This is a genomic window from Mycobacterium sp. HUMS_12744610 (assembly GCF_041206865.1).
Classification (GTDB): domain Bacteria; phylum Actinomycetota; class Actinomycetes; order Mycobacteriales; family Mycobacteriaceae; genus Mycobacterium; species Mycobacterium servetii.
Genome location: NZ_JBGEDP010000001.1, coordinates 5,996,165 through 6,019,647, shown reverse-complemented (window position 1 = coordinate 6,019,647; position 23,483 = coordinate 5,996,165). Strand labels below are relative to the sequence as shown.

The 23,483-nt window shown below is 69.2% G+C and carries 23 protein-coding genes and 1 pseudogene; 12 read left to right on the top strand and 12 right to left on the bottom strand.

Annotated elements, in window-relative coordinates:
• A partial coding sequence (locus tag AB8998_RS29240; protein ID WP_369741823.1) for a hypothetical protein occupies window positions 1-147 on the bottom strand: 147 nt, incomplete at its 3' end.
• A gap of 581 nt (window positions 148-728) precedes the next feature.
• Here AB8998_RS29240 and rpmH point away from each other — a divergent pair.
• From rpmH to AB8998_RS29195, 9 genes and pseudogenes are all read left to right on the top strand, one after another.
• A complete protein-coding gene (gene rpmH / locus AB8998_RS29235; protein ID WP_369741357.1) occupies window positions 729-872 on the top strand; it encodes a 50S ribosomal protein L34 in 144 nt (47 codons plus the stop codon).
• A gap of 24 nt (window positions 873-896) precedes the next feature.
• A complete protein-coding gene (gene rnpA / locus AB8998_RS29230) occupies window positions 897-1,256 on the top strand; it encodes a ribonuclease P protein component (RefSeq protein ID WP_369741356.1) in 360 nt (119 codons plus the stop codon).
• 2 nt (window positions 1,257-1,258) lie between these two features.
• A complete protein-coding gene (gene yidD, locus AB8998_RS29225) occupies window positions 1,259-1,591 on the top strand; it encodes a membrane protein insertion efficiency factor YidD (protein WP_369741822.1) in 333 nt (110 codons plus the stop codon).
• A complete protein-coding gene (gene yidC / locus AB8998_RS29220) occupies window positions 1,575-2,705 on the top strand; it encodes a membrane protein insertase YidC (protein WP_369741355.1) in 1,131 nt (376 codons plus the stop codon). The genes yidD and yidC overlap by 17 nt, the downstream gene beginning before the upstream one ends.
• 84 nt (window positions 2,706-2,789) lie before the next feature.
• Complete coding sequence (locus AB8998_RS29215; RefSeq protein ID WP_369741354.1) at window positions 2,790-3,362, top strand: Jag family protein; 573 nt, start codon at window positions 2,790-2,792, stop codon at window positions 3,360-3,362.
• 75 nt (window positions 3,363-3,437) lie between these two features.
• Window positions 3,438-4,136, top strand: coding sequence for a 16S rRNA (guanine(527)-N(7))-methyltransferase RsmG (gene rsmG / locus AB8998_RS29210; RefSeq protein WP_369741821.1), 699 nt, complete (start codon window positions 3,438-3,440; stop codon window positions 4,134-4,136).
• Between the two features lie 140 nt (window positions 4,137-4,276).
• A pseudogene (locus AB8998_RS29205) lies at window positions 4,277-5,196 on the top strand (ParA family protein).
• On the top strand, window positions 5,193-6,176 hold the full coding sequence (locus AB8998_RS29200; protein ID WP_369741353.1) for a ParB/RepB/Spo0J family partition protein: 984 nt from the start codon (window positions 5,193-5,195) through the stop codon (window positions 6,174-6,176). Before AB8998_RS29205 ends, AB8998_RS29200 begins: the two are co-directional and overlap by 4 nt.
• A gap of 276 nt (window positions 6,177-6,452) precedes the next feature.
• Window positions 6,453-7,205 carry an acetyltransferase gene (locus tag AB8998_RS29195; RefSeq protein ID WP_369741352.1) on the top strand — a complete coding sequence of 251 codons (753 nt, stop codon included), beginning with the start codon at window positions 6,453-6,455 and terminating at the stop codon, window positions 7,203-7,205.
• Here AB8998_RS29195 and AB8998_RS29190 read toward each other — a convergent pair.
• The 11 genes from AB8998_RS29190 to AB8998_RS29140 form a co-directional block, all read right to left on the bottom strand.
• Window positions 7,202-8,422, bottom strand: coding sequence for an N-acetylmuramoyl-L-alanine amidase (locus AB8998_RS29190; RefSeq protein ID WP_369741351.1), 1,221 nt, complete (start codon window positions 8,420-8,422; stop codon window positions 7,202-7,204). The two genes, AB8998_RS29195 and AB8998_RS29190, sit on opposite strands and share 4 nt — an antisense overlap.
• Window positions 8,423-8,554: 132 nt before the next feature.
• Window positions 8,555-8,893 (bottom strand): thioredoxin, encoded by a 339-nt coding sequence (gene trxA, locus AB8998_RS29185; RefSeq protein ID WP_369741350.1) that lies wholly within the window; start codon window positions 8,891-8,893, stop codon window positions 8,555-8,557.
• Window positions 8,886-9,890 (bottom strand): thioredoxin-disulfide reductase, encoded by a 1,005-nt coding sequence (gene trxB, locus AB8998_RS29180; protein WP_369738150.1) that lies wholly within the window; start codon window positions 9,888-9,890, stop codon window positions 8,886-8,888. The genes trxA and trxB overlap by 8 nt, the downstream gene beginning before the upstream one ends.
• A gap of 96 nt (window positions 9,891-9,986) precedes the next feature.
• A complete protein-coding gene (locus tag AB8998_RS29175) occupies window positions 9,987-10,754 on the bottom strand; it encodes a hypothetical protein (protein WP_369741349.1) in 768 nt (255 codons plus the stop codon).
• Window positions 10,755-10,794: 40 nt separating this feature from the next.
• Window positions 10,795-11,373: an RNA polymerase sigma factor SigM gene (gene sigM / locus AB8998_RS29170; protein WP_369741348.1), complete on the bottom strand. Its 579-nt coding sequence runs from the start codon at window positions 11,371-11,373 to the stop codon at window positions 10,795-10,797.
• A 67-nt stretch (window positions 11,374-11,440) separates the two neighbouring features.
• Window positions 11,441-15,076, bottom strand: coding sequence for a lipid II flippase MurJ (locus AB8998_RS29165; protein WP_369741347.1), 3,636 nt, complete (start codon window positions 15,074-15,076; stop codon window positions 11,441-11,443).
• Complete coding sequence (locus AB8998_RS29160; RefSeq protein ID WP_369741346.1) at window positions 15,073-17,457, bottom strand: hypothetical protein; 2,385 nt, start codon at window positions 17,455-17,457, stop codon at window positions 15,073-15,075. Before AB8998_RS29160 ends, AB8998_RS29165 begins: the two co-directional genes overlap by 4 nt.
• Window positions 17,458-17,486: 29 nt before the next feature.
• Window positions 17,487-18,221, bottom strand: coding sequence for an NUDIX hydrolase (locus tag AB8998_RS29155; protein ID WP_369741345.1), 735 nt, complete (start codon window positions 18,219-18,221; stop codon window positions 17,487-17,489).
• Between the two features lie 355 nt (window positions 18,222-18,576).
• Window positions 18,577-18,876 (bottom strand): hypothetical protein, encoded by a 300-nt coding sequence (locus AB8998_RS29150; protein WP_369741344.1) that lies wholly within the window; start codon window positions 18,874-18,876, stop codon window positions 18,577-18,579.
• 10 nt (window positions 18,877-18,886) lie between these two features.
• Complete coding sequence (locus AB8998_RS29145) at window positions 18,887-19,219, bottom strand: hypothetical protein (protein ID WP_369741343.1); 333 nt, start codon at window positions 19,217-19,219, stop codon at window positions 18,887-18,889.
• 28 nt (window positions 19,220-19,247) lie between these two features.
• Entirely contained in the window at window positions 19,248-20,771 is a 1,524-nt protein-coding gene (locus AB8998_RS29140) for a putative alpha/beta hydrolase (RefSeq protein ID WP_369741342.1), read from the bottom strand.
• 281 nt (window positions 20,772-21,052) lie between these two features.
• On the opposite strand from AB8998_RS29140, the gene AB8998_RS29135 reads away from it, so the two are divergent.
• From AB8998_RS29135 to AB8998_RS29125, 3 genes are all read left to right on the top strand, one after another.
• Entirely contained in the window at window positions 21,053-22,489 is a 1,437-nt protein-coding gene (locus AB8998_RS29135) for a CCA tRNA nucleotidyltransferase (protein ID WP_369741341.1), read from the top strand.
• Window positions 22,490-22,513: 24 nt separating this feature from the next.
• A complete protein-coding gene (locus AB8998_RS29130; protein WP_369741340.1) occupies window positions 22,514-23,023 on the top strand; it encodes a pullulanase in 510 nt (169 codons plus the stop codon).
• A 74-nt stretch (window positions 23,024-23,097) separates the two neighbouring features.
• On the top strand, window positions 23,098-23,412 hold the full coding sequence (locus AB8998_RS29125) for a DUF2563 family protein (protein WP_369741339.1): 315 nt from the start codon (window positions 23,098-23,100) through the stop codon (window positions 23,410-23,412).
• Window positions 23,413-23,483 lie beyond the last annotated feature (71 nt).

Sequence of the window (23,483 nt, the reverse complement as noted above, 5' to 3'; positions counted from 1 at the left end):
GTTCAGCCACGCCCGTTGCTGAGGGGTCAGGGGAGTGACGAGCGTCGAGCGGTTGCCGGTGGCGTTGTCCGCTGCGGAGTCACCGTTGAGTTCGGAAACGACCGCGCTCCACACTGTCGTGAAAGTCGAACCGGGGTCATCGGTCAACGACGTATCTCCCTGGTCCTCGCATATCCCTGGTCGAGGGGCACTGGCGACGAAGCAACTATCCACATAGTTATGCACAGTTGTGTACAGGATGATCGTAGTGCGGGCCGCAGCCTACCGGCGACAGCTCACAATGTTCGTGCTGGTGACAACCTGGAGGCCGCCTGGGCAGCCAGTCGATCCGCCATCCTCGCTTCGTTGTCGGCCGCCGTCCGAGTCTGGCACGGCATTGCAAGAAGCTAACAGTTTTCTGTGCGGCTGCCAACCGTTCTGCTGTATTCCAGTTGCCTGGTTTAGGCTCGGTCGGGCCGTTCGCGCTGTACGGTCGCCGTCTTCGGAAAGCTTCGGCGACGGGCAAGCTCCGATTCACTCGCCAGGGTTGGCGCAGGCCAGGTTTGACCCGGGGATGGCTCGTCAGTACCCTCAAACAGTCGCCCGGAAGTCGGCGATACGGCTGCGACCCAAGTCGTATGGGGACCGCGCCGGCCAGTAGCAAGGCCCACCGCCGACCGTGGTCGTGACGACGCTTCACGGGCGGACGGCCCGGGTCACGTGGACCGAGATACAACGAGGAGAACGCCGTGGCCAAGGGCAAGCGGACCTTCCAGCCGAATAACCGCCGCCGCGCCCGCGTGCACGGCTTCCGGTTGCGGATGCGCACCCGCGCGGGACGCGGGATTGTGGCCAACCGGCGCCGTAAGGGGCGCCGCGCTCTCTCTGCCTGATCTTCAGCGATAGGTTTTCTGGCGGTGCTTCCCGCACGCAACCGCATGAGGCGGTCATCGGAGTTCGGTGCGACGGTGAAGTACGGAACGCGCATCGCACAGCCCGACGTTGTCGTGCACATGCGGCGGGTACCCGAGCAGGATGGCGCCGGCCCGCAGGTGGGGTTGATCGTGGCCAAGTCGGTGGGCTCGGCCGTCGACCGGCATCGGGTCGCGCGCCGGCTACGCCATGTCGCGCGCGCGGTGCTGGAAGATCTCGACCCGTCCGACCGGCTGGTCATCCGTGCGTTGCCGAGTAGCCGGCAGGTTTCGTCGGCGCGGTTGGAGCAGCAGCTGCGACGGGGGTTGCGGCGCTCGGCGCGGCGGGCGGGCGCGGACCGGTGAGCCTGTGGGCGCGCTCGCGCGGGACCGCTGGTGGGGCAGGCAAAATCGCCGTGCACGCACTGGTTTTCCTGATCCAGTTGTACCGGCACATGGTGTCCCCGCTGCGCCCGGCGACGTGCCGGTTCGTGCCGACGTGCAGCCAGTACGCGGTCGATGCCCTGACCGAATACGGACTGATCCGGGGGAGTTGGCTGGCGGTGGCCAGGCTCGCCAAATGTGGACCATGGCATCGGGGTGGTTGGGATCCGATACCGGAGCGATGCGAGCGCCGACCGGCGGCCGACGCCGTCTCGGATGTCGCAGTGATGCAACGGGAGAGTGACAGTTTTGTTTGACTTCTTCAGCCTCGACTTCGTCTACTACCCGGTGTCGTGGATCATGTGGGTCTGGTACAAGCTGTTCGCGGCTGCGTTGGGGCCGTCGAACTTCTTCGCCTGGGCCCTGTCCGTGATGTTCCTGGTGTTCACGTTGCGCGCGCTGCTCTATAAGCCCTTCGTGCGCCAGATCCGCACCACCCGGCAGATGCAGGAACTGCAGCCACAGATCAAGGCGCTGCAGAAGAAGTACGGCAAGGACCGCCAGCGGATGGCGCTCGAGATGCAGAAGCTGCAACGCGAGCACGGGTTCAACCCGATCCTGGGGTGCCTGCCGATGCTGGCGCAGATCCCGGTGTTTCTTGGGCTGTATCACGTGCTGCGGTCGTTCAACCGCACCACGGGTGGGTTCGGCCAACCGCACCTGTCGGTGATGCAGAACCGCATGACGGGCAACTACATGTTCAGCGCGGCGGACGTCGGCCACTTCCTGGACGCGAACCTGTTCGGTGCGCCTATCGGCGCCACCATGACGCAGCGGTCGGGGTTGGACGCCTTCATCGATTTCAGCCGCCCGGCGGTGATTCTGGTCGGTGCGCCGGTGATGATCCTCGCCGGCGTCGCGACGTTCTTCAATAGCCGGGCCTCGATCGCGAGGCAGAGTGCTGAAGCGGCGGCCAACCCGCAGACCGCGATGATGAACAAGCTGGCGCTGTATGTCTTCCCGCTGGGCGTGGTCGTCGGTGGGCCCTTCCTGCCGCTCGCGATCATCCTGTACTGGTTCTCCAACAACATCTGGACCTTCGGTCAGCAACACGTCGTGTTCGGAATGATCGAGAAAGAAGAAGAGGCCAAGAAGCAGGAAGCCATCGAGCGGCGGGCGGCCAACGCGCCGGCGCCGGGTGCCAAACCGAAGCGCAACCCCAGGCCGCAGAGCGCCAACGGTTCGGCGGCGGTCGGCGAGGACGCCGCGGATTCGGGAACGGCGGCGGGCGGTGACGATGAGGGCCGACGCGAGGCCGACTCGAAGTCCGACGACGGCGCGGCAGGGAAGCCGAGTGGGGCCGGGGTGAGTGACGGCCCGACCAATCGACCGCCCCGGCCCGGAGCACGGCCGAAAAGGCGCAAACGTTGACGAGGGTGCCGCGGCTGTGAGGGACCGCCTCGGAGGGCCGCCCCGGACGAGCCCGGCACCCGTGAACGAGGAAGAGGAAAACACATGACAGACGCTGAAACCACGGAACGCGACGCAGACGTCGAACTGTCGACCGAGGAGGTCGCCGAGGACGCGGTGGCGCCGGAGGGCGGAGCCGACGAAGTCGACGAACTGGAGGAGCGGTTGGTCGCCGAGGGTGAAATCGCCGGCGACTATCTGGAAGAGCTGTTGGACCTGTTGGACTTCGACGGTGATATCGACCTGGACGTCGAGGGTGATCGCGCGGTGGTAAGCATCGACGGCAGCGACGACCTGACGAAGCTGGTGGGGCGCGGCGGCGAGGTGCTCGACGCGCTGCAGGAGCTCACGCGGCTGGCGGTGCACCAGAAGACCGGTGTGCGGAGCAGGTTGATGCTCGATATCGCGAGCTGGCGACGGCGGCGGCGGGAGGAATTGGCCGCGCTGGGCGACAAGGTGGCGCGACGGGTACGCGACAGCGGGGAGCGTGAAGAGCTGTCCCCGATGACGCCGTTCGAACGCAAGATCGTCCACGACGCCGTCGCGGCCGTGGAGGGTGTGCACAGCGAGAGCGAGGGCGTGGAGCCATCGCGGCGTGTGGTGGTCCTGCGCGACTGAGTTACAGCGGTGTAGTTCGCGGGGATGAACGGGGCGCGGCGAGCAGAGGATGTTTCACGTGAAACCAAGACGAGGATGTTTCACGTGAAACCGCAGGATGCGGAGGCGGACGCTGCGGCGGCAACCCGCGTGTTCGGGCCACGCCTCGAGCTTGCCCGGCGCTACGCGGACATGCTGGCGACCGTGGGCGTGGAGCGCGGGCTCCTGGGTCCGCGCGAAGCGGATCGCCTCTGGGAGCGCCACCTCGTCAACTGCGCCGTGGTCGGCGAATTGCTGGAACCCGGTGCGCGGGTGGTGGACATCGGAAGCGGGGCGGGATTGCCGGGAATACCATTGGTCATCGCGCGCCCCGATCTGGACGCCGTGTTGCTCGAGGCACTGCTTCGGCGCAGCGATTTTCTCACCGAGGTGGTCGCCGAATTAGGGCTGGCCGTCGAGGTTGTGCGGGGTCGCGCGGAGGAGCGGTGGGTGCGCGAGCGGTGTGGCGAGCGGGATGCGGCGGTGTCGCGCGCCGTGGCGCCGCTGGACAAGCTGACGAAGTGGAGCATACCGTTGCTACGGCTGGGTGGACGAATGATCGCGATCAAGGGCGAGCGCGCGCCCGAGGAACTACAACAGCACCGGCGTGTGATGGAGGCGTCCGGGGCGCTCGATGCCAAGGTGGTCACATGTGGCGCGGAATTCTTGCGTCCGCCCGCAACCGTGGTCATGGCGCGACGCGGAGCGGGGCGGCGCACGCGGGGGCCGCGGACGGACAGCGGGAGCATGCGATGAGTTCTCCGCGAACCCGGGTGGCAGGTGGTGCGGCCCGCCAGGCAGTGGCCGCGGCGGAGTCGGGGGGCGCCGGTTCGGTCGCCCCGCAGGAGTCGGTTCAGGAGGCGGTGACTCCTGTAGAGGAAACGGCGGGCAGTGCGATGGTTTCACGTGAAACATCCGACGACTTCGACACCCCGATCGGTGCGGCCGCGGAGCGAGCCATGCGGGTGCTGCACACGACCTACGAACCGCTGCGTCGCCCCGAAGGCCGCCGGCTCTTCACCGTTGCCAATCAGAAGGGCGGGGTGGGCAAGACCACGACCGCGGTGAACCTCGCGGCCGCGCTCGCGGTGCAGGGGCTCAAGACCCTTGTGATCGACCTCGACCCGCAGGGCAATGCGAGCACGGCGCTGGGTATCGCCGACCGGCAGTCGGGCACGCCGTCGTCGTACGAGGTCCTGCTCGGCGACGTCGTCCTGGGGGAGGCCTTACAGCAGAGCCGACACAGCGAACGGCTCTTCTGCGTTCCGGCCACAATCGACCTGGCGGGTGCCGAGATCGAGTTGGTCAGCATGGTGGCCCGCGAGAACCGGCTGCGGACCGCGCTCGGTGCGCTCGACGACTTCGACTTCGACTATGTCTTCATCGACTGCCCGCCGTCGCTCGGGTTGTTGACGATCAACGCGCTCGTCGCCGCGCCTGAGGTGATGATCCCGATCCAGTGCGAGTACTACGCGCTGGAAGGCGTGTCACAGCTCATGCGCAACATCGAAATGGTGAAGGCCCACCTCAATCCCGCGCTCGACGTCACCACCGTGGTGCTGACCATGTACGACGGGCGGACTAAGCTGGCCGACCAGGTGGCCGCCGAGGTGCGCCGCTACTTCGGCGCCAAGGTGCTGCGCACGGTGATCCCACGCAGTGTGAAGGTCTCCGAGGCACCCGGCTACAGCATGACGATCATCGATTACGACCCGGGTTCTCGAGGGGCGATGAGCTATCTCGATGCCAGCCGGGAACTGGCGCAGCGCGACACCCGTCATTCGTGAAGACACCATCCGTGAAGGGACGACCATGACGCAGCCAGTACGTAAAAAGGGCGGACTCGGCCGAGGCCTAGCCTCGCTGATCCCGACCGGTCCCGCGGATGGCGACACCGGGCGCGCGACCCTCGGACCGCGGATGGGCGATGCCGCAGCCGACGTCCTGATCGGCGGTACGGCGCAGGGCGCAGCCCCGATGGGCGCGGTGTACCGCGAGATCTCACCGGCCGACATCGAGCCGAATCCCCGGCAACCGCGGCAGGTGTTCGACGACGAGGCGCTGGCCGAACTGGTGCACTCGATCCGGGAGTTCGGCCTGCTCCAGCCGATCGTGGTGCGCGCGGTGACCGAGGCGCAGAGCGGAGCGCGCTATCAGATCGTGATGGGGGAGCGCCGGTGGCGCGCGGCGCAGGAGGCGGGCCTGGCTACCCTCCCGGCCATCGTGCGGGAGACCGGCGACGACAACCTGCTGCGCGACGCCCTGCTGGAAAACATTCACCGGGTTCAGTTGAACCCGTTGGAAGAGGCGGCCGCCTACCAGCAGCTGCTCGAGGAGTTCGGCGTTACCCACGACGAACTGGCATCGCGCATCGGGCGCTCTCGCCCGCTGATCACCAACATGATCCGGTTGCTCAAACTGCCGATCGCGGTGCAGCGCCGCGTCGCGGCCGGGGTGCTGTCGGCCGGACATGCCCGGGCGTTGCTGTCGCTGGAAGCCGGGGCCGAGGCGCAGGAGGAACTGGCCGGGCGCATCGTCGCCGAGGGCCTGTCGGTCCGGGCGACCGAGGAGGCCGTCACCCTGGCCAACCGGGGCGCCACTCCCGCGCCGGCACCGCAGCGCCGGAAGCCGATTCAGATGCCGGGGCTGCAGGACGTCGCCGAGCGGCTGTCGAACGCCTTCGACACCCGGGTCACGGTCAGCCTCGGCAAACGCAAGGGCAAGATCGTGGTGGAATTCGGTTCGGTGGAGGATCTGCAGCGCATCGTCGACACGATGACCACCGCCGAGGCATGACCCCGGCGCCGGTGTAATTACGTCACTGTGACGCCCGGCCGCCCCGGGAGGCGGGGCGGCCGGATCCGGGGGTCACGTGACAACCGAACACCTTGAACGCCAACCGCTTTCGGGTTTCTGGGCACCCGGTCCGCGCGGCAGAGGGTGGTGTTGCCAATGCCACTCGGGCGATAGCCGCAATACTGGCCCGATGGTGACCGACTCTCCTATCCTGGAGGGGTTGCCGGTGCATGCGACCGCAGATGACTGCAGTAACGCACGGAAGCCAGGAGGCTTGTGTCTGCTCGAATCACGCCACTGCGGCTCGAGGGTTTCGAGCAGCTTCCCAAGCATGCGCGCCGCTGTGTCTTCTGGGAGGTCGATCCCGGGACGCTCGGTGATCAAGTGCATCTCGCCGACCCGGAATTCGAGAAGGAAGCCTGGCTGTCGATGGTGATGCTGGAGTGGGGCTCCTGCGGTCAGATCGCGACGCCGATTGCGGCCGAGCACAGCGACGCCGAGCCACCATGCATCGGGTATGTCCTGTATGCCCCGCCGCGGGCGGTGCCGCGCGCGCAGCGGTTTCCCACGGCACCCGTGTCGGCCGACGCGGTGTTGTTGACCTCGATGGGCGTCGAGCCGGGACAGGCGGCGGACGACCTGCCGCGCGGGCTCATCGCCGGGGTGATCGACGAGTTGGTCCGGCGCGGTGTCCGGGCGCTGGAGGCGTTCGGCCGGACGCAGGCGGCCGCGGAGTTACAGGATCCGCGAATGGTCGACGCTGACGTGCGCCCGGTGCTGGAAGCCCTCGGGGACTGCTCGGTCGAGCATTGCGTCATCGACGCGGACTTCTTGAAAGACGCCGGCTTCGTGGTGGTCGCTCCGCATCGGTACTTCCCGCGGCTGCGGCTCGAACTCGACAAGGACCTCGGGTGGAAAGCCGAGGTCGAGGCGGCGCTGGAACGCCTCCTGGCGAGCGCTCAGCTCCAGCAGCCGGTCGGGGCGGGCGCGACGATCACCAATTCGGTGCGCGGCGGCGGAAGCGGTTAGGAGCCACCGAGCCGGCTCGCGCGCTCCACGGCCAACTCGTGGGCCAGCAGCTCCGCGAAGGTGAATGTGCCGGTGGGCCGATCGTTCTTGCCGAGCAGATAGAGCCGCTTGACCGCGGCGAGGATACCTTCGGCGATGGCGTCGCGGGTCTGGGTCGACACCAGCATGGCGCGGTCGCGCGGGTTGGTGATGTAACCGACGTCGACCTGCACGGTCGGCATCCTGGTCAGCCGCAACAGGTCCCACGTCCTGCCATGGGTGCGGCAATCGCGTAAACCCGTGCGGGCCACCACTTCTCGTTGGATGAAGTCGGCCAGATTACGTCCGATGGTGGACACCGACCCGTGTGAGTTCCCGAAATGGAACGAGGCCACACCGTTGGCGGCCGGGTTGGGCTGGCTTTCGCAGCGCAGGCTGATCATCAGGTCCGCACCGACGTTGTTGGCGGTCGCGGCGCGTTCGGCGTCCGACGGGCTGCGATTCGTCGGCCGCGACAGGAAGGTCTCCATGCCGATCGCGGTCATCCGCCCTTCGAGTCGGCTTGCCAAGTCCCACAGCACATCTGCTTCGCTGATGGGGCCGGACGGACCCTGCGAGATCAGTCCGTGGTCGCCACCGCCGCGGCCCGGGTCGATGATGATCCGCTTACCCGACAGCTTGGGGCCCGAACGCCGGACCAGTTCCTCCTCGCGGATCGCGTGCAGCGAACCCCCCGTGACCCGCGAACTCAGAAAGTACAAGGAGCGCAGCGTTTCCGGCCCACAAATGCCGTCGGAGGCAAGGCCGTACTCCCGCTGATACGACATCAGCGCGTTGTGGGTCTGCAACCCGAAGTGGCCGTCCACCAGGCCGGTGTAGAAGCCGAGGTCTTGCAGCCGGGCCTGCAGTGTGGCGACGTCGTCACCGTAGAGAGGGGCCCCGAATTGGTGATAGAGGGTGCGCGCGCCGAGCCGGTAGGAGGCTTCCTTCAAGGCGCGGTAAGTGGCTTCGCCGACGATGCCGTCGACCAGCAGTCCGCGTTGCTGCTGGAATGCACGCACGGCGTGGTCGAGCTCGGCGTCGAACAGCTCGAGGGGCACGTGCCGGCCCGTCGTCGGCTCGTCCTCGGAATCCTCGAGCAAGCCCAGCGAAGCCAGCGTGGCCCGGATCTCGGTCACGACGGCGCTGCGGTCACCACGGCGCAGCGCGTCGCCGTCTTCGCGGCGCGGACTCGACATACCAAAGGGCCCTTCGTGGCAAGGTGACTGGCTCGATTTCGGGTGACAGCTAACAGTTATTGTCGCAGATACTTCTCAATTTCCGGAAAACCCCAGGCGAAGCGCGAGGCGCGAAGCGGCGAGAAGACCCGGTCAGCTCAGACCCGGAACCGCGTCGGAAAGTTCACGCAGCAACGCGGCCTTGCCTTTCGCACCGACGATCCGTTTCACCGGTTGCCCGCCTTTGAACAGGATCATGGTGGGGATCGACACCACCTGGAACTGGGAGGCGGTCTGCGGGTTGGCGTCGACGTCGAGCTTGGCCACCGTCAGCTGCTCGCCCTGCTCAGAAGCGATCTGCTCGAGCACCGGGGCCACCATCTTGCACGGACCGCACCAGGTCGCCCAAAAGTCAACCAGCACAGGCTTGTCGCTGGAAAGCACCTCCGTGGCAAACGACGCGTCGGTCACGTCCACCGTGCTGTCAGTCATTGAGGGCCCCCGTCAACGTGTTGTCCGGAATCTCGGTCGCATCGCCGTCTGCGGCTTCGCTGGTGCTCACGTGCTCGGCGAGCCAGCGTTCGGCGTCGATGGCCGCCGCGCAGCCGCTGCCGGCCGCGGTGATCGCCTGCCGGTAGGTGCGGTCCACCAGATCCCCGCAGGCGAACACCCCCTCGATCGAAGTCGCCGTGGAGCGCCCCTGCACCAGGACATACCCCTCCGGGTCGACCTCAAGCACGTCCCGCACCAACTCCGAACGCGGATCATGCCCGATCGCCACGAACATTCCCGTCACCGGCAACGTCGACTCCGCCCCACTGACCACATCACGCACCCGCAAACCCGTCATCGTGTCCCCACCCTCGACGGCCTCCACGGTGTGGTTGGTCAAAAACCGGATCTTGTCGTTGGCCCGCGCCCGATCCAACATGATCCGCGACGCCCGAAACTCCTCGCGGCGATGCACCAACGTCACACTGCGCGCGAACTTGGTCAAAAACGTCGCCTCCTCCATCGCCGAGTCACCACCCCCGACCACCGCGATGTCCTGCTCCTTGAAAAAGAACCCGTCACAAGTCGCACACGCACTCACACCCCGGCCCAGCAACTCCTGCTCCCCGGGCACCCCCAGATACCGCGCCGCAGCCCCCATCGCCAAGATCACCGCCCGCGCCCGATGCGTGACCCCCTCAGCAGTCACCGTCTTGACCGGACCCCGCAACGACACCGCCTCGACGTCCTGCATGCGCAGATCGGCCCCGAACCGCAACGCCTGCTCGCGCATCTCATCCATCAACGCCGGGCCCATGATCCCCTCACGAAAACCCGGAAAATTCTCCACCTCGGTGGTCGTCATCAACGCGCCACCAAACGACGTCCCCTCAAACACCAGCGGCGCCAACTCCGCCCGCGCGGTGTAAAGCGCCGCGGTATAACCCGCGGGACCCGAACCAATGACGATCACGTCGTGAACAGTGTCGGCGCTCATACGAACCTCTCGAAGAACGGATGCCCTATGGATTCACCTCAACACCGCGGCGGGCAGCCCTGTTCCCGGGCGTGTCGCACAGCACATGGCACCACATTAGGCGCGCGGGACGCGGGTGTCGGCCAACAGCCCGGTGTCGGCGGCGCTGCAATTCGGGGCGACGGCGAAGACTGCGAGGACGCCGGGCGGGTCGCCGGGCAGCACCAGCAGGACGCCGGGCCGGGCGTTGACGTGGACGGGCCGCGCGCCGAGCACCTTTGTGGACGCCGGATAGCCGAGGCCGGCGAGGCAGGAGGCCCGCCGCTGCGGATCGTCGAGCGGGCCGTAATCGGGGGTTTGGTGGAGCAGGTCGAGGATCTCCGGCCCTGACAGCGGGATCGCCATGGGGGGTGTCGACACGGTGATGTGTTCGGCGGTGACCTCGGTGCTCGGGATGGGTGCCGGCGCATGGATCAGCGCCGCCGTACCCAGCCCGATCCCGGTCAGGGCCGCGATGAGACCGGCGGAGGCCGCGACGACGCGCGCGGGCCGGACGCGCGGGCGGGCGGAGTGCGCGGGGCCGGGGGAGCGGCCCGGTGTCGGGCCAGCCGAACGCAGCGCGGCGGAGACCCGCGCGGTGACGTCGGGTGGGGGTTCGGGTGCCGACGCCGGGTCCGCGCCCACGGCGGCGACGTCGCGGCGCACCCGGTTGAGGGCCTGCAGCACCCCCTGGGCCGAGGGATCGGCGCGGATCTGCTGGCGCAGCCGCGCCGCCTCCTCTTCGTCGAGCAGGCCTGCCTGAAGATCGGCGAGCACCTCGACCGGCAACGGCGGGTCGGCTCTCGCGTCGCCGTGGCGCGCCGGATCGCTCTCCGTTTCGTCCATCCGCCCCAGTGTCCGTCATGGACGGCCCGACGGCCACGTTTCAGGCCTGGTCGGGGATCACGTGGGCACCCGCGGCGAGATATCCCAGCAACTCGGCGAGGCGTACCCGCGCGCGGGCGCACCGGCTCTTGACCGTGCCCTCGGCGACGCCCAACAGCCGGGCGGTGTCGGCGATCGAGTAGCCCTGCATGTCGACGGCAACCACTGCCGCCCGCTGCTCGACAGGAAGCCGCATCAGGGCGCGCTGCACCACGATCGCCGTATCGACCTGGGCGGTGCGGTCCGCAACCGGGTGCACGTCTTCTAGTGGGGCGGTCGGGGGGCGCGATTTGGCGCGGCGCAGCCGGTCCAGGCAGGCGTTGACGACGATGCGATGCAACCAGCTCCCGACGGCGGCGTCGTGACGGAAGGCGCTCGCCGCCCGGTGCGCCGAGAGCATCGCGTCCTGCAGCGCGTCCTCGGCGTCCTCGGGGCTGCGGGTGGTGAGCCGCGCCAGCCGGTGCAACTGGCGCCGATGGCGCAGGAACAGCTCGCCGAAAGCGTTACGGTCGCCGGCGACGTGCGCTGCCAGCAGCTCGGCATCGGTGCGTTCTCGCTGGTCTTGACCCCCGCACCCCACGGCCCGGACAGTATCCAATCGCCCACCCGGCGGCACTTCACCCGTATGCGGGCTGTGCACGGCAGGGTCAGGATGCGGCCTGAACCGTGATCTCCGAGATCGCCGCGCGACTCTTGCCGTCGGTGCTGCCCAACGTGGAGATCCACACCAGCAGATTGGACGTCGGTGCGGCGGACTTGACCGCGAGGACGTTGTGACCGGGCTTGAGCGCCGCAGCGGGCATCAGCAGCTTGGTGTCGTCCAGCTTCGCCGGGTCCGGCGTGGGCGACGAGCGAAGCTCGACCTGCGTCCCGGTGCTGGAGATGTCGATGGAGACGGCGCCGACCACCGTGGGGTGCGGCAGCTGCAGCATCAACCCGACCCCGTTTTTGAAGGAGGGGAACGGGGCGGGGTCGGTGTAGGTGTCGGTTTCCCACGAGGTGGAGGGGTCGCCGTCGATGGCCAGCCCGGCCTGGCCCGGGTTGTCGGCTTGCCCATCGGGGGAGAACACGGTGGCCTTCGTGGGCTTGACCACGCTGCCGGCGGGGGCGGTGCTGACCGTCGACGCCGACGTCGACGACGTGGGGCTGTTCAGCCCGAGTTCGTCCTTGTTCAGACCGCCGCCGACATTGCCGAAGATCTTGCTGACCACCGACGCGAGTACCAGCAGGGCGACCACGAGGATCGCCAGGCCCGCGCCGATGCCGATCAGCAGGTTGCGGCGCCGGCGCGCGAGGGCGGCGGGGTCGGCGGCGGGCGGGCGGTGCGTCGACGCCGGGTTGTCGTCGATCGGACCGAGCACCTCGGTGCGGTCGGCCACGGCGGTCGCTTGTTGCAGCAGGTTCAGCAGCGTCGAGGCGCTGCGTATCCCGCCGTCGTCCTGCACCGCCCGCACGGCGACTGCCGATATCTGGAACGGTATGGCGCGGTCGATGACGGTGGGCTCGACGGGCGCGCCGTTGGAATCCCGTTCGGCCGGGGCGAGCCCGCTGCGTGCCCCTGACTCCGGCAGCGGCCAGCGGTTGACCAGCAAGGCGTACAGCGCGGCGCCGATGCCGCGGATGTCGTCCTGCGGGCCGGCGTCGGGCATGGTCGCCGGATAGGCCAGCACGACGTCGCCGTCGATGCTGACGCGCACCCGGCTCGGGTGGTCGATCGACAGGGCGACACCGGCACGGTGCGCCGCTTCGGCGGCGGCGGCCAGCGACTGCATCGCCCGGACGGCGCCGACGGGCGAGGGCGCGGTGTCGGCGACCTCCCGCAGGGAGCCACCGCGAATCCATTCCGAGACCACCAAGCCGCCGGACCCGCTGTGCACCACGTCGAGCACCCGGGCGACGCCGGGCTTGTCGATCCGGCTCAGCCGCAGCGTGCGGGACAAGATCTCCTGCACCATGTCGTCGGGCAGGGTGCCGTCCGGATCGACGAAGGTCAGCGCGACCTGGCGGTCCAGCGCGGTGTCCAGGGCCTGCCAGAACTGCAGCGGGGGCGCGCCGCCGTGGGAAACCAGCAGGCGGTAGCGCCCACCGGCGATCCGGGCGCCGGGAACCAGGTGCACGTCCGCGGACGCCGCGGACTCCCCGCCACGCTCGCGGGGCGTGTCCACCGGCATCGGCCCCTGGTGCGGTTCGGCCGCCTGGTCGCCGTTGGCCGGGTCGCGTCGGCGCGGTGCCGACACGTTCGCGTCACGCTCTGGTGGGATGTCGGGCTGGAAGTCGTCTGCGGCCGGCCGCGGCAGCTCGGTGCTTGACGCAGCGCCCGGTGCGGCGCCTTCCCTAGGGCGGTCGGTCACCTCCGGTCCTTTCGCTATCCGGCCCGCTGCCCGGCCGTTTATCCGGCCTTGGCCTTCCCGCTCCGGCGGCCTGCGCGGCTCGTTGACCGCATTCGCCCGCGGTGGGGACGAATACCTTTGCTCAGGGTACGTGACGGGGCCCGCCCCGGACGATGCCTCCCGCCCGGCCTCTTTGCTGGCCGGCACGGTGCCCGCCGGGTGTGCGGTCCGGCGCCCGACGCGGTGCCGGACCGCCTCCAGTGCCGCCTGCGCCTCGGGGACCCGGGCGCGCAGCATGAACGTCGCCGTGATCGGCAGCATGATCGTTGCCAGGATCAACAGGCGCAGCAGTGAGCCGGCGCCACCACCGTGCGCGGTGAGCCGGCCCAGGCCCAGCAGGCGGTCGGCGACGTGGGCGAGCAGGCCGGCCAGCAGCGATGCGGCCGTCGTCACCAGGATGGTTCGCACCGTGGACACGTCGACCAGATGGCCGCCGCGGGGTAGCAACGCCAGGCGCAGCAGCAGGTAGCCCGCGATCGCCCCGGCCAGGAAACCGACGCCGTTGGCCAGGCCCAGCAGGCCGGCCACCAGCTTGGGGTCGCCGGTCAGGTGCGGCACCAGCAGCGAGCCGGCGATCTTCACGGCCGTGATGACGACGATGACCACGATCGGGGTCCACGGCTGCTCACGCGCGTAGAACACGCGCAACTGCAGCAGCACCAGGCCGTAGGGGATCAGAGTGAAGGCCGACAACGCGATGGCGGCCCCCAGATAGCCGGCGTCGACCTGGCCGAACCGGCCGTAGGCGAACAGGGCGCTGCCGATGGCCGGGCCGCCGACGGTCATGAACGCCACGATCGGGATCAGCGTGACCAGGGTGAGCCGGGTCGCCAGCGACAGGTCGCCGAGCACAGCTGTGACGTCATCGGCCGCGGCGTTGCGGCTCAGCCGCGGCATCACCACGGTCAGCACCGTCACCCCGATCATGCCGTAGGGCAGCATCAGGACGAGCCAGGTGTAGTTGTAGATCGCGGGCCCGGAAGCCGCCGCGGTGCTGGCGATCTCGTTGCCGACGACGAGGCCGAGCTGGCTGATCAGCACGTAGAGCACCATGGCGGCGGCCATCGTGCCGAAGCGCTTGAGCCGTTCGTCGATCCCCCACAGCGGCCGCAGGCTGACGCGCTCGCGCCGCAGCGCCACCAGCAGCACCACGACCTGGGCGAACACGCCCAGCGTCGTACCGATGCCAAGCACCAGCAGCTTGGTGTTGCCCATCCGCACGGGGTCGACCGACAGCTCGCCGGGGACCGCGACGTAGACCGCCAGCGTCACGAGCGCGACGACGTTGTTGACGACGGGCGCCCAGGCCGTCGGCGCGAACACGTTGCGGGTGTTCAGGATCGCCATGAACACCGACGTGAGTCCGTAGGCGAGCACCTGCGGCAGCAGCAGGTAGGCGAAAGCGGTGGTCAACGGTTCGTTGACCTGCGGGATGCGGCCCAGCATCAGCCGCACCAGCAGCGGTGCGGCCGCCACCGACAACGCCGTCGCCACCAGCAGCAGCGCGGTCGTCACGGTGACCAGGCGGCGCACGAACGCCGCGCCGCCGTCGGGGTCGGACTGCTCGGCGCGGGCGAGCACCGGCACGAAGATCGCAGTGAACGTCGCCTCGAGCACCAGGGCCGCGACGAGGTTCGGAAGCTGATTGGCCACTGCGAACGCACTCGACAGCGCCGCCCCCAGGATGGCGGCCAGCAACACGATCCGCGCGAAGCCGGTCAATCGGCTGACCAGGGTGGCGAAGGCGATCGCCCACGACCGCGAGACCACCGCGGAGTCCGACAGTTCGGGCCGCCGGGGAGCCGCCAGCCCGGCCGGTGGTGCGGGAGGTGCGGGCCGGTGCCGCCGGTTCGGGTGCGGCTGTGGGTAGGCCCGCCGCGAGGCGGATCTCATACGCGGTGCTCTTGGTCGACCCGCGGGGCGAGCGAGTCGTGCAACTCGGCCGGTCGCGGGTGCGGCGGATCCGGCCGGTCCAGGTCGGCCGGGTCGGGCTGGCCGCGGAAACGGTGCCACAGCCGGCGCCCGGCCAGCAGCACCAGCACTGCCGCGGCGCTCAGCGTGATCGTGAACAGCACCTGCCCGTAGGCGTTGGAGTGCACCGACAACCGCACCGGGTCACCCAGGCGCATTCCGTCGGGGGTGCGCAGCGTCACGTCGACGGCGACGCGCTTGGTGAAGTTGACCTCGATGGGCACGTGCAGCGGCAGGTAGCCGGGCGGCAGTTCGATCTGCCCGACGTCGGTGACGGTCATGCCGGGGGGAGCGTCGACTTGCAGGCGCACCCGGATCGGGACGGCCAGGCCGTTGTGCAGGGCCAGCGGCAGCGGGCTGTGCTCGGTGGCCAGGGTGTAGGAGCCACCGGGGTTCACGATCGTCACGGCGCCGAAGAGGTCGTTGATCGTGGTGCCGACGATCCCGAGGCGCTGCTCGGCCAGCCCGTTGCGGGTGTCCGGGGGTTCGGACTGGCTCAGTGCGCGCAGCATGTCCTCCCGCAGCGGCGCGGTGTAGCCGATGCCGGTCAGCCCGGTGCGTTCGTCGGTGCTCAGCGCGGCGGTCAGCCCCCACAGGCGGCTGACCTGCCCGGCGATGGCGCTGGTGACGTTCTTGGTGAACCGGCCGCGCGCGGCGGGGTGCGGACCCACGGGTTCCGGCGGCTCGGTGTGTGCCGCTGCGTCGGCGATCACGGCCGGCAGCGGCCGCGGCACCCCGAGACCGGAGCGGATGGTGGTGGCCAGGGCGGTCAGGATCACCTGCGCGTCATCGGCCTGCAGGTTCCACGACGGCGGCGGGACGAGCAACTGGGTGCGCGGCGCGGCGTCGTGCTGCAGCGCCTGCCAGAAGATCGAACCCAGGGCGTCCTGACGGCGCGCGGTCGCCGAGTCGTGTGCGAGCCGCACCGCCAGCGACGAGTCGACATAGGTCGGGACGGCGGGGTTGGTTCCCGCCCCGGCCAGCGCGGCGCCGACTGCCGGGTCGAACGGTGCGACCACCACTTGCGGGGACACCCGCCGGGGTGCCGTGTCGGCGGCGTCGGGAAGCGGAATTCCCGGCCCGCCCGGCGCGTCGTGCGCGGCCAGATCGGCGGCGGCGATGGCGACGGTGTGGCCGTTGACGCCGCCCTCGACGGCGCTGAGCAGGTTCACCGCGCCGCCGGTCAGCGGCCCGTCCGGCAGCAGCGTGGCGCCGCGGGTGGCGGTGACGTCGAGGATCCGGTCGACGATGCCCCCGACGCCGGTGGTGGCGATCGCGCTCAGCCCGGGGTCGTTGACACGTTGCAGGGCGCCCAGGTCGGCCTGGGCGTAGGGCAGCGGCGCGACGCAAAGCCGGTGCGCCAGCGCACGCAGCCGGTTCAGCCACGCGATCGCCGCGGCCTGGCCGGTGCCCGGATGCGTCGGGGTGCCCGGCCGTTGCGCGGGTCCGTCGGGCGAGTCGGACACCACATAGCCGACCGTCATCGCGTTGACGGTGACCAGCAGGTCCGGGTCGACCGCCAGGCACAGCGCCCGCCCGACGGCGCCGTCGGGGTCGACGTCGTGGCTGGTGGCGACCTCGACGGCGGACAGCAGGACGTCCAGCCGGCCGCCGGTGGCCAGCGAGGTGGCCAGGTCGTCGTCGACCAGCCGGACCGGGATGCTGCCGCCGGGGAACCCGGGGGCCAGCCGGGGCCGGTCGGCCAGCGGCCACAGCATGGTGATCCACACGGGCTTGGACGTGTCGGGGGCGACGGTGGAGTCCAGGTCGTCGGCGCGGTCGGGCGGCACCCCGACCACCGGCAGCAGGAACCGCGCGTTGTCCAGGCGTGCGGGCGCGCCGTAGTCCGGCGTGCCGTTGACGTTGACCAGCACCGGGTAGATCCCGGGTTCGTCGATGCCGAACGACGACTTGGTCAGCGAGCGCAGGGGCGACGACAGCGTGAAGCCGGCCCCTTGCCCGCGCTGCAACTCCGGGGCCACGGTCAGGAACTCCGACACCGGCTGGTACTGCTCGGTGCTGCCGTCCAGCGACGTGCGCAGGCCCGTCGAGGCGGTGACCGCCGCGGCGTGCTCGAGCCGGACCATCACATCGCGTACCGGGCGGTCCCCGATGTTGGTGACCATGCCGCTGACGGTGATCACGGGTGGGCTGGTCGTGGTGACCACGTCCGGGGTGACCTGATCGATGCGGACACGCACGAACGGTGTGGCCCCGGGTTCGCCGGCCGCCGCGCGGGGCGGCGCGGCGCCGGTGAGCACGCTGAAACCGGCGACGATGGCGACCACCACGGCAAGGCGCATCGAGCCGACCAAGCAGAGTCGCGGCGCGGTCACGGGCCCGGCCCGTGGCCGTTCTTCCGGCCCGTCGCGGGCTTGTCGACGTGGCGGGCCCGCGAATGGGTCTGCGGCCGCCGGCGCGGCGAGCTGGGCGGCAGCGGCGGCAGCGAGGAGGGGCCGTCGCTCTGCAGCTTGTCGATCAGCTCGTCGGCCACCTGCGCCAGCCGCCGTTCGTCGGCGTAGGCAAGGCGCGACGGCAGCTCCTCTACCGGCACCCAGGCCACCTCGGCGACTTCGAGGTCCTCGTCGGACAGTTCGCCGCCGGAGAAGCGCATCAGATAGTGGTGCACCGTCTTGTGCACCCGGCGGCCGTCGGTGACGAACCAGTAGTCGATGCGCCCGAGCGCGGCCAGCACGCTGCCCCGGATCCCGGTCTCCTCGGCGACCTCACGCATGGCCGTCTGTTCCGCGGTTTCGCCCAGTTCGATGTGCCCCTTGGGCAGCGACCACAGCATTCGTCCGCGCCGATCGACGCGCCCGATCAGCGCCGCCACCTGAGAGTCGCGCGGCCCGTCGAGACCGTCGACGACCAGCCCCCCGGCCGAGGTCTCGTGGACCGTGCGTAACCGCTCCGCCCCGCGGCGGGCCGAGCGGGAGCGCCGCGGTTTCGGGGCGGCCGCGTCCCCGTCCGATTGGCCGTCGGCCTGGTTCTCCGACGGCGCCGCGGCACCACGACGTCGGCGCCGGCCCCGGCGCCGACGCGGTTTGGCTTGTTCGCCGTCGGACACCCAAGCGATAGTAGCTGGCACGGGCCGGTGCTCTTGGCATCCTCGCCGGTTGTCGTCACGGTCCGATCACGGGATCGCGCCCTCATTGAGCTTTCCGTAACCTGATGCCGCTCCCTTGACTCCCGATGCATCCGTATCCGTCCGTGCCGACCCCACCCTCCTGGCCGAACTGCCCCTGCGTCCGGCCGCCTCGGCCACCCCGTTCGCCAGCCGGGGTGAGGCTCGGTGAGATCGCGCCGCACACCGACGCCGTGTTGCCGGTGCTGGTCCTGTTGGTGCTCAGTGGGTTTGCCGTGGTAGCCGCGATGCGTTCGGCGGGGCGGCCGACGACATCGCCAGCTCGGCCAAGCGCGGGTCAAAGCGCGCCTATCCCCTTTGCGACAGCCCAGGCCGAAGCGAAGACGATCAGCGAAAGCGGCGCCGACAGGCTGCCGAGGAACATTCCCCGCCCGATCTGACCGACCTTCCCCGGATTCCGCGCGAGAACGGCCGCAATCCCCATGTAGATGAGCACCGCCGGAAGTACAAGCACGATCGAATAGGGCATGAAAAGCCACGTGGCGCCGTTCACGATGAGAATGTGCAGCAGCGTCACCGTGAAGCTCAGGGGGCCGTAGCGACCGTTCGCGCGGCCGGCGGCAGAGTCATTCGTCATCCTGACGCCTTCACCGCAAGATCATGTACGCGTAGACAGCACCGCCGCTGAGGACGATGGCTAACGAGCCCGCGATGCTGAGGGAAAGCCCGCGACGAGCTGGCGACGGTGACCGTAGCAGCGCGCCGCTGACCGCCAGCGTGACCACGGTCGTGACTAGCAGAGCCGTCAGCATCCAGGCCCGTTCGCTGCGCCCACTTTCGGTCGTGAACAGCCACTTACCCAACGCCCACATGACGAGGAGAAGCAGGGCCAAGACAATTTGGACGACGAATGGCGCCGACACCGTCGCCGTGCGCCACCCCCGGGCGTCCAGGCCGTACCGCCTGACGAAGGATCTCATCCGTTATCGCTCCCCTGTCCCTGTGCGATCAGGCCGGTACACCCTCACCGACGGGCAGGGCAAACACCGACGGCGGGTTGGAAGCTGGGCCGAACTGTGTGGGCGGCAACCCAGAAGGCACATCGTATGTGGGATTCCACCCGCCGGTGTCGAACGGCGCGAATGCTTTGCCGCCCAGCGGACCGATGTCGTGATGGCCGGAGAGGTTGAGGGCAGGCCCCCACGATCTGCCCGACTTCGCGTGGTCGATCAGCGCTGTGAGGGTGCTGCCGTTCGGGAGGTCTTGATACACCTCCATGGACGGGTAGTCGGTGCGAGTCCCGTTGACTTGCACTCCGTCCGGTCCGGGTGTGAACACCAGATCGCCGTTGACGGTGATCGTATGATTGGCAAACGGCCCCGTGGGATCGGCTGTGATGCCCGGGGCGAACGGGTTGCCGGCGTCGTATTTGATCCGGACCGAACCGTCGGGGAGCTGGGTCACGCTGCCCTTGGGTGTGCCGACCTTCACCGTGCCCGGTCCACCGGTCGAGGTCTCCTCGACGGACGGATTCTGCCGCAGCACCACGAGGCCGTTCTCGTAGTCGATGTAGGTCGCGACCTTCGTGTCCTCTGGGTCGAAATGAGCGTTTGCAACCCTGTTGTTCCCGAGGTCGCGCCTCCAGAACGGAAAGCTGGTCACATCCCGCTGCTCGATCCATTGCGAGACCCGGACCAGGCCCTGCCCGGGCACCGTGCGGATTTTCGCCACTTCGATCTGTGGTCCGGTGCCCTGGAACTTCGGGTCGTAACTGTGCGGGTCGAGAGCGGCCGCTGTCTCCCAGTCGGCGGCCGCAACCGGTTCGCGACCGAAGATCTGCTTGAACGCCTCGATCTGGTTGTGCCGGCGTTCGTCTTGTTCCGGAACGGTTTCCGGTTTGTCGCCGTCGAACCCTTCGATCGGCGCCAGGTCGTAGCCGTCCTGCTTCTGCAAGTTGACTTTTGCGAGGTGGAGTTGCCGCGAATACTGATCCCGGATCCCCTCGACCTTGGTGAGTGACTGCTGGGTGTCACCGATGGCCCGATCTTCGAGTCCGGTGATGTGTTCGTCGAGGAGCCGCCGTTCCACCGCGCTCAAGGCAGGGTCTTTCTCGAGCTCTACGGCTTGCCCCAGTTGATCATCGATGTTTTGCAGCTGGCCTTCGAGAGAAGAGATCGCGTCATTTCCGGCGCGCTGCGCCTCGGCCAGGGCCGCCGCAACCTCCTCCAGATCAACGCCGATCCTGCGAAGCTGGGCCACTTGAAGCCCCAGCGCTCTGGTGGCGCGACGAACTTCGAACGAGCCGTTGATCGGGTTATCCCTGCCCCGGTGGGTCCAGGACCTCTGAAAGCGGTCCGTCGCACGACCAAATGCAGCGTCAGCTTCGGCCGTGGACAGACCTGCGTCGTAAAACGCTTGGGCGAGATCGGAGATTCGAGCCGGCAGCCCGCTTTGCAAGGTCGCATTGACCTTCCACGGATCGCCGCCGGCGAACATGATCAGCGCTGCCTGGCTCATGTACCGAAGCTGCATCGCGTCATCCTTAACGTCACGGCGCCACGCACCTTCGCGCAGGCGACTTCGCAGCCCACCAATGTGGGGCCGCCCACCAGTGTGGGTAGGAAAACACCGCCGACCCTCCCTGTCTCGCGTAACGCTACTGGGACCCGGTGCCAGGTCAATTCACTCTTGAGATGTCGGCGCAGTTGCCGGAAGCGATTCATAGAGGTTCCGAACATCGAAATCCCGGGAGTTCTGCCTCGGGGATAGCGCTCATCCCAGCCGCGATCGTCGTCCGACTAGGCTGATCGAACGTGCCTGAAACCGATACCGACCTGTTGACCGCCGCGGCGGTGGCCCTCAATCGGCACGCCCCCATGCTGCGCGAGCTGGGCACGGCGTTCGACGCCGCGGGCCGCGAGCTGTACCTGGTCGGCGGGTCCGTCCGCGACGCGCTGCTGGGCAGGCTGAGTCCCGACCTGGACTTCACCACCGACGCCCGCCCCGAGCAGGTGCAGCAGATCATGCGCGGATGGGCTGACGCGGTGTGGGATACCGGCATCGAGTTCGGCACCGTAGGCGTCGGCAAGGGCGAACACCGCCTGGAGATCACCACCTTCCGCGCCGACAGCTACGACCAGGTGTCGCGTCACCCCGAGGTGCGCTACGGGGATCGCCTCGAGGACGACCTGGTGCGCCGCGACTTCACCGTCAACGCGATGGCGGTGCGGGTGACGCCCGGCGGGCCGGGCGAATTCCTCGACCCGCTCGGCGGTTTGGCGGCCCTGCGCGAGCAGGCGCTCGATACCCCGGCGGCCCCGTCGGTGTCTTTCGGCGACGACCCGCTGCGGATGCTGCGGGCCGCGCGTTTCGTGTCGCAGCTGGGATTCACCCTGGCCCCGCGGGTAGCCGAGGCGATCGCCGAGATGGCCCCGCAGCTGGGCCGGGTCAGCGCCGAACGGGTCGCGACCGAACTGGACAAGCTGCTACTCGGCGCCGACCCGGTGGCCGGCATCGACCTGCTGGTGCAGACCGGGATGGGTGAGGTGGTGCTGCCCGAGGTCGGCGGCATGCAGATGGCCATCGACGAGCACCACCAGCACAAGGACGTCTACCAGCATTCGCTGACGGTGCTGCGCCAGGCGATCGCACTGGAGGATGAGGGCCCGGATCTGGTGCTGCGCTGGGCGGCGCTGCTGCACGACATCGGCAAGCCGGCGACGCGGCGCCACGAACCCAACGGCGGCGTCAGCTTTCACCACCACGAGGTGGTCGGGGCGAAGATGGTGCGAAAGCGCTTGCGGGCGTTGAAGTTTTCCAAACAGATGGTCGAGGACGTCGCGCACCTGGTGTATCTGCATCTGCGTTTCCACGGGTATGGCGACGGCACGTGGACCGATTCGGCGGTGCGCCGCTACGTCACCGACGCCGGTCCGCTGCTGCCGCGCCTGCACAAGCTGGTGCGCGCGGACTGCACCACCCGCAACAAGCGCCGGGCGGCGCGGCTGCAGGCCAGCTATGACCGGCTGGAAGCGCGGATCGCCGAGTTGGCCGCGCAGGAGGATCTGGCGCGGGTGCGCCCCGACCTCGACGGCAACCAGATCATGGAGCTGCTCGGCATCCCGGCCGGCCCGCAGGTGGGCGAGGCGTGGCGCTTTCTCAAGGAGCTGCGGCTCGAGCGCGGGCCGCTGAGCACCGAGGAGGCCACCGCCGAGCTGCTGTCGTGGTGGCAGTCCCGCGGGAACCCCTAGCGGCGGGCCGGCGTCGGAGTAGTCGTGGACTACTGCATCGGTGGAGACGACGGCACAGCGTCGATGCTGCACGGCACGCCTGACGTGGATCTGGACGGCGACGGCCACTTCGACGCGGTAGGCGTGGATCTCGACGGCGACGGGCTGCGCGACGACGCCCTGGCCGACCTCGACGGTGACGGGGTGGCCGACCACGCATGGCTCGATGTCGACAACGACGGCACGCGCGAGGCGTCGTTCACCGACGACGGGACGGGCATGTGGTCGGTCGCCGTGGACCGAAGCGGGCAGCTGCGCTGGTACGGGCTGGACGGCGTGGAGCACACCGGCGGCCCCCTGGTGGACTTCGACGGGCATGGCGGCGCCGACGACCGGCTGCTCGACACCGACGGCGACGGCGTGGCCGACCGGGTGTTGTGCCCGGGGGAGAACGGGGTGACCGGTTACGTCGACACCGACGGCGACGGCAAGTGGAACGTGCGGCTGACCGACAGCGACGGCGACGGCCTGGCCGACGGCGCCAGCCCGTTGTGAGGACCGCTTCGGTGAATTGATCGGCACTGGCGTCGTGGTTAGCCTGGTCGGCACGGCGCGGAAAGGGGGCCACGATGTTCGTCGACCCGGGATTGCTGCGGCTGGGAGCCAACGAGTCCCACCGCGCCGGAGGGCACGCCCGCGACGGGGCCGATCACCTTGCCCGGGGGCCGCTCGCCGCGGGCATGTTCGGCGACTTCGCCGCCGCCGAGACCTTTCACGAGGCCCTCAGCGCGGCCCACGCCGAGCAGTTGAGGAGCCTGCAGGTCCACTACGAGGCGCTTTCCGCGGTGGGCTCCAAGGCGGCCTACGCCGCCGCGGAGTTCACCGGGATGGACGAACGCGGCGCCGAGCAGCTGCGCGCGGTGCGGGACAAGTCCGTGAGCTAGCTAGGTTTCCGGGCCATCGCACTGCTGCGCCGATTCGGCGAACGGCTACCCGGAATGGAATAACCGGGCCG

Coding starts and splice junctions, on each gene's coding strand:
- AB8998_RS29215 (WP_369741354.1), top strand. CDS start 2,790: ATGACAGACGCTGAAACCACGGAACGCGACGCAGACGTCGAACTGTCG.
- rsmG (WP_369741821.1), top strand. CDS start 3,438: ATGTTTCACGTGAAACCGCAGGATGCGGAGGCGGACGCTGCGGCGGCA.
- AB8998_RS29200 (WP_369741353.1), top strand. CDS start 5,193: ATGACGCAGCCAGTACGTAAAAAGGGCGGACTCGGCCGAGGCCTAGCC.
- AB8998_RS29190 (WP_369741351.1), bottom strand. CDS start 8,422: ATGTCGAGTCCGCGCCGCGAAGACGGCGACGCGCTGCGCCGTGGTGAC.
- trxA (WP_369741350.1), bottom strand. CDS start 8,893: ATGACTGACAGCACGGTGGACGTGACCGACGCGTCGTTTGCCACGGAG.
- trxB (WP_369738150.1), bottom strand. CDS start 9,890: ATGAGCGCCGACACTGTTCACGACGTGATCGTCATTGGTTCGGGTCCC.
- AB8998_RS29175 (WP_369741349.1), bottom strand. CDS start 10,754: ATGGACGAAACGGAGAGCGATCCGGCGCGCCACGGCGACGCGAGAGCC.
- AB8998_RS29165 (WP_369741347.1), bottom strand. CDS start 15,076: ATGAGATCCGCCTCGCGGCGGGCCTACCCACAGCCGCACCCGAACCGG.
- AB8998_RS29160 (WP_369741346.1), bottom strand. CDS start 17,457: ATGCGCCTTGCCGTGGTGGTCGCCATCGTCGCCGGTTTCAGCGTGCTC.
- AB8998_RS29150 (WP_369741344.1), bottom strand. CDS start 18,876: ATGACGAATGACTCTGCCGCCGGCCGCGCGAACGGTCGCTACGGCCCC.
- AB8998_RS29145 (WP_369741343.1), bottom strand. CDS start 19,219: ATGAGATCCTTCGTCAGGCGGTACGGCCTGGACGCCCGGGGGTGGCGC.
- AB8998_RS29140 (WP_369741342.1), bottom strand. CDS start 20,771: ATGCAGCTTCGGTACATGAGCCAGGCAGCGCTGATCATGTTCGCCGGC.
- AB8998_RS29125 (WP_369741339.1), top strand. CDS start 23,098: ATGTTCGTCGACCCGGGATTGCTGCGGCTGGGAGCCAACGAGTCCCAC.